Origin of the sequence: Demequina sp., from assembly GCF_024642165.1 — a bacterium.
GTDB lineage: Bacteria > Actinomycetota > Actinomycetes > Actinomycetales > Demequinaceae > Demequina.
On the sequence record NZ_JAHEBP010000142.1, the window covers coordinates 1 to 4,765 of the forward strand.

A 4,765-nucleotide genomic window follows, 5' to 3' on the forward strand; every position below is an offset into this window, starting at 1 on the left:
GAGTCGCCACGTCTCGCCGCCCGCGGAGCGCGCCTCGACCGACCACGAATCGTCGACGCAGTCCCACACCGCGTCCGTCATCTCGCGGGCGGCGGGCAGGCCCTCCGGCTCATCCTCGAGCGGCGGCGGCCGGTCCGCGTCGGGAAGGGTCGCCCAGTCGCAGCCGGTGGGGCTGGGCGAGGCGCTGGGCGTCGGGGTGGACGATGCGGTGAGCGTCGGGGCGGGGGCGCCCTGGTCCAGGCCGTCGAAGGACAGGTACGCCGCGTACGCCGCGCCTCCCCCGACGGCGAGGGCCGCGAGCACCGCGAGGACGTGCTTCCACGCGCTCATCCCCGCCTCCCCGCTTCACCTGTCGACTCGAGGCTACGGCCCCGCGCATCGTCCCGGCGGAGCCTCGCCGGGCGCTAGCGTTGCCGTCATGACCGCCCGGATCGCCATCGTCACCACCCGCGAACTTCCCGTCCCGGACGCCGACGAGGAGCTGCTGCTGCCCCACCTTCCGGAGGCGGCGCTGGTGTGCTGGGACGATCCCGCTGTGGACTGGGCCGCGTTCGAGGTCGCGATCCTGCGCAGCACCTGGAACTATCACGATCACCTCGACGCCTTCCTCGAGTGGTGCCACCGCACGTCGCAGGTGACGCGCCTGCTCAACCCCGCCGCCACCGTGGAGTGGAACACGGATAAGCGCTACCTCGCGGACCTGGCCGCGGCCGGGATCCCGGTGGTCCCGACCACGTTCGTGGCGCCTGGCCAGGAGGTCCCGCACGATGCGGTGGTCGCCCTCGACGGGCATCTGGTGGTGAAGCCGTCGGTCGGCGCGGGATCGAACGGGGCGCGGCTGTTCGACGGAGACGCCGCGGGCGCGCGCGATCACGTGGCGGCGCTGCACGCCTCGGGCAAGGTCGCGATGCTGCAGCCGTACCTGGCCGACGTCGACACCGCGGGCGAGACGGCCCTCATCTACCTGGGAGGACGCTTCTCCCACGCGGCGCGCAAGGCCGCGATCCTGTCGCGCGACATGTCCTGGGAGACCGGGCTGTACGCGGACGAGAAGGTGGCCGGCACCCAGCCCACGGCGGCCGAGCGGGAGCTGGCGGACCGCATCGTCGCGTCCCTCCCGGACCTGGGCCACCCAGACGCGCTGTACGTGCGCGTCGACCTGCTGCCCACGGCGGGGGGACCCGTGGTGCTCGAGCTCGAGCTCACGGAGCCCAGCCTGTTCCTGGCGCTGGGCGAGGGCGCTGCGGAGCGCGCGGCCGAGGCGTTCCGCGCGCTCCTCGCCTGACCCCGCTGACACTCCGCACGGAGTACGGCGCGACACGCTGAGCGGAGCCGTGGATCAGCCCGTTTCACGCGGCGTGTCGCAATCAGCTCCGTGCGCACTGTCAAAGGGGGCGGTGGGTCGCGTACAGTTCTCGCCGAGGGGAGTACTTCCCAAGTTCCGTCCCGGTCAATACGAGGCCTCCACAGGTCTCCCGGGCGGGCGCCGCAGCCGCGGTGAAGGAGACCTCAGAACACAGTTCTGAGGAGACCCATGTCCCCGCTCGCCGCCGAAGCCACGTCCACCGCCGCTTCCGAGCTCCACTCCATCGCCACGCCCGGCCTGTGGGCGATCACCATCGCGGCCGTGATCGGCCTGCTGGTGTTCGACTTCATCGTGACGCGCAAGCCGCACGAGGTCTCGTTCAAGGAGGCGCTCGGGTGGAGCGCCTTCTACATCGCGCTGCCGCTGCTGTTCGGCGTCTGGGTGTGGACCACCCACGGCGGCGACATCGGGGTGAAGTACTACACCGGCTACGTGGTGGAGAAGAGCCTGTCCGTCGACAACCTGTTCGTCTTCATCCTCATCCTCTCCGCCTTCGCGGTGCCGCGCGTGCTGCAGCAGCGAGTGCTGCTCATCGGTGTGGCCGGCGCGATCGTGCTGCGCGGCGTCTTCATCGCGCTGGGCGCGGGGCTCATCGCCACGTTCGACTGGACGTTCCTGCTGTTCGGCGCGATCCTCATCGCCACCGCGGTCAAGGTGCTGCGCGACGCCCGCAGCGAGGCGGAGGACCACGTCGACCCGGGATCGATGCGCACCGTACAGCTGATCCGCCGGTTCTTCCCCGTGACCGAGGAGTACCACGGGACCAGGGCCACCGTCATGCTGAACGGCCGGCGCGCGCTGACCCCGCTGGCGCTGGTGATGGCCGCCATCATCACCACGGACGTCGTGTTCGCCGTGGACTCCGTCCCCGCGGTCTATGGGATCACGGCGGATCCGTACCTGGTCTTCGCCACCAACGCGTTCGCGCTGCTAGGCCTGCGCGCCCTGTACTTCGTGCTGGAGGGCGCGCTGTCGAAGCTGGTCCACCTGGGCTACGGCCTCTCCGTGATCCTGGCGTTCATCGGCGTCAAGCTGCTGCTCCACTGGGCGCATGGAGTGTGGCCGGGCGTCCCGACCATCCCCACCACGTGGTCGCTCGTGGTCATCGTGGCGGTGCTCGCGGTCACCACGGTCACGAGTCTGCGGGCCTCGAAGCAGGCGGAGTTGGCGGCGCGTTAGGCCCGCGACCCCGCCGCAGGGGAGGATGTGGTGCAAGCAACAGCGCGGAACGCACCCGCGTTGACGATGCCGGAGGTAGCGCATGAGACGAGCAATCGGACGTTGGGCGATCTTCGCGATCGCGATCCCGCTGACCGCGGCGGCCCTGGGCCTCATCGCGGACCAGGTCGAGCAGCATCGGGGTGCCGACTCGAAGGTCGTGAAGGGCCTGCGGGTAGGGCGCAGCATCCTGCGCCCGGGGAGTTGACCCGCCGCAGCGCTTGACGCGCCACCCCCGCGCTACCAGGGTGGAGGAATCGGGTCGCCGGGACCCGCGAGCCTCCGGGGGCCCCCGTGGTCGAGATCTCGTTCGATGTTCCCGCCGAGCCGTGCGTGCTGGTCGAGACCACCCGGCTGGCCCACCCTCCGGCACAGGTCTGGACCGCCTACACGGAGCCCATCTTCCTCCGGCAGTGGTGGGCCCCCCACGGGTACACCAACAGCGAGGTCGAGCTGGACGTCCGGCCGGGAGGCCCGTGGAAGGTGACCCAGGCGGACCCGGAGGGCAACACCTTCTCCTTCTACGGCCACTTTGAGCGCGTCGAGCCCCGGTCCCTGCTGGCGTGCACGTTCATCTCGGAGCTGTTCCCCGAGGTGCTCACGTGGCTCCGCGTGGACATGGCCGGCACGCCCACGGGCACCGCCGTGGTCACCACCCACCGGTTCCCGGACGACTATCACCGGACGGGCTACATCAACCTCGGCGGGGTCGAGCGCATGCGGGAGTCGACGGAGCGTCTCGACGCGCTGCTGCGCACCATGTCCTGAGCACGCGCTCGGATACGCTCACCCCATGACCACCGACCCCTTCACCGTCCCGCTGGAGCGCCTGCGCGCGCGCACCTCCGCCAAGTGGCGCCACTATGGGCCCGACGTGCTGCCCCTGTGGATCGCGGAGATGGACGTGGACCTGGCCGATCCGATCCGCGAGGCGCTTGAGCGCGCCGTCCGGGACGGGGACATGGGCTACCCGGGGAGCACCCCCTTCGTCGAGTCCTTCGTCGACTTCGCGCGCCGGTCCTGGGCCTGGCCCGACCTCGACGCCGCACACGTCACCCCCGTGCAGAGCGTCATCATGGGCTACGTCGACGCGATCCTCGAACTCACGGGCGACGGCGGCGAGGTGGTGGTCAACCCTCCCGTGTACCCACCGTTCGTCTCCTACCTCCGGCAGGCCGGGCGCGTGATCCGCGAGGCGCCGCTGGGCGAGAACCTCCGGCTCGACCTTGAGGAGATCGACCGCGCGATGGCGGCCGCCACCTCGGGCGGGCGGGGCGCCGCATACCTGCTGTGCAACCCGCACAACCCGGGCGGCGCGGTCCACACGCGTGCCGAGCTCGAGAACGTGGCCCGGCTGGCGCGCCAGCACGGCGTGACCGTGGTGTCCGACGAGATCCACGCTCCCGTGATCCACGCGGGCGCCGAGTTCACTCCGTACCTCGCGGTCGACCCCACCGGTCTCGCTCTTCACGGCGCCTCGAAGGCATGGAACCTCGCCTCGGTCCCGGCCGCCCTGCTGGTGGGCGGTCCGGAGGCGGCGGCCCTCGAGAGCTACCGCGCGGGCAAGCACCACAGCCCCGGTCACCTCGGAGTCATCGCTCAGACGGCCGCCTACTCCCGCGGCGGCGAGTGGCTGACCGGCATGCTCGCCGGCCTCGAGCGCAACCGCTACCTGGTGCGAGACCTGGTCGCGGATCGCCTGCCCGGCGTCACGTACACGGTGCCGGAGGGGACGTACCTCACGTGGCTCGACTTCGGGACGATGCTGGGCGAGGATCCCGCTGCCATCCTCCTTGAGCAGGGCAGGGTGGCGCTCAGCAGCGGCCCGGCCTTCGGCACCGGCGGCGTGGGTCACGCCCGCCTGAACATCGCGACGTCCCCCGCGATCCTCGAGGAGGCGGTGGCCAGGATCGGCATCGCGCTCGAGCGCACTCAGTTCGCGGGCCGGTCCCAGGTGAGCGTGTAGCGCCACAGCAGCTGCCGCGTGTACTCGGAGCCGGGAAGGATCCGGGCCGCGGCCTCGCTGACGTCCGCGAAGGTGTGCGGCGCGGGCCACACGCAGTCGCACCCGTGGTCCCAGTAGCCGCGGAACAGCCGGTGGAACTTGTCGACGAAGGTCGCCCACACGTCGCGCGGCAGATCCTGCGGCCAGTTCGACTTCGCCATCCCCACGATGAGGAG

The 4,765-nt window shown here is 71.2% G+C and carries 5 protein-coding genes and 2 pseudogenes; 5 read left to right on the forward strand and 2 right to left on the reverse strand.

What is annotated here, in order from left to right; all coding sequences use genetic code 11:
* Positions 1 to 330 (reverse strand): annotated as a pseudogene (locus Q0L54_RS10435) (hypothetical protein); the annotation flags it as partial.
* Between the two features lie 88 nt (positions 331 to 418).
* Between Q0L54_RS10435 and Q0L54_RS10440 the strand changes: the two are divergent.
* From Q0L54_RS10440 to Q0L54_RS10460, 5 genes are all read left to right on the forward strand, one after another.
* Positions 419 to 1,285 carry a hypothetical protein gene (locus tag Q0L54_RS10440; protein WP_296667896.1) on the forward strand — a complete coding sequence of 289 codons (867 nt, stop codon included), beginning with the start codon at positions 419 to 421 and terminating at the stop codon, positions 1,283 to 1,285.
* A 249-nt stretch (positions 1,286 to 1,534) separates the two neighbouring features.
* Positions 1,535 to 2,545, forward strand: coding sequence for a TerC/Alx family metal homeostasis membrane protein (locus tag Q0L54_RS10445; RefSeq protein WP_296667898.1), 1,011 nt, complete (start codon positions 1,535 to 1,537; stop codon positions 2,543 to 2,545).
* Between the two features lie 82 nt (positions 2,546 to 2,627).
* Positions 2,628 to 2,792 carry a hypothetical protein gene (locus Q0L54_RS10450; protein WP_296667900.1) on the forward strand — a complete coding sequence of 55 codons (165 nt, stop codon included), beginning with the start codon at positions 2,628 to 2,630 and terminating at the stop codon, positions 2,790 to 2,792.
* 86 nt (positions 2,793 to 2,878) lie between these two features.
* Positions 2,879 to 3,352 carry an SRPBCC domain-containing protein gene (locus Q0L54_RS10455; RefSeq protein WP_296667902.1) on the forward strand — a complete coding sequence of 158 codons (474 nt, stop codon included), beginning with the start codon at positions 2,879 to 2,881 and terminating at the stop codon, positions 3,350 to 3,352.
* Between the two features lie 25 nt (positions 3,353 to 3,377).
* The gene (locus Q0L54_RS10460) at positions 3,378 to 4,550 is read left to right on the forward strand and encodes an aminotransferase class I/II-fold pyridoxal phosphate-dependent enzyme (protein WP_296667904.1); all 1,173 of its coding nucleotides are present in this window, start codon (positions 3,378 to 3,380) and stop codon (positions 4,548 to 4,550) included.
* On the opposite strand, the pseudogene Q0L54_RS10465 reads toward Q0L54_RS10460, so the two are convergent.
* A pseudogene (locus Q0L54_RS10465) lies at positions 4,517 to 4,765 on the reverse strand (hypothetical protein); the annotation flags it as partial. The gene Q0L54_RS10460 and the pseudogene Q0L54_RS10465 sit on opposite strands and share 34 nt — an antisense overlap.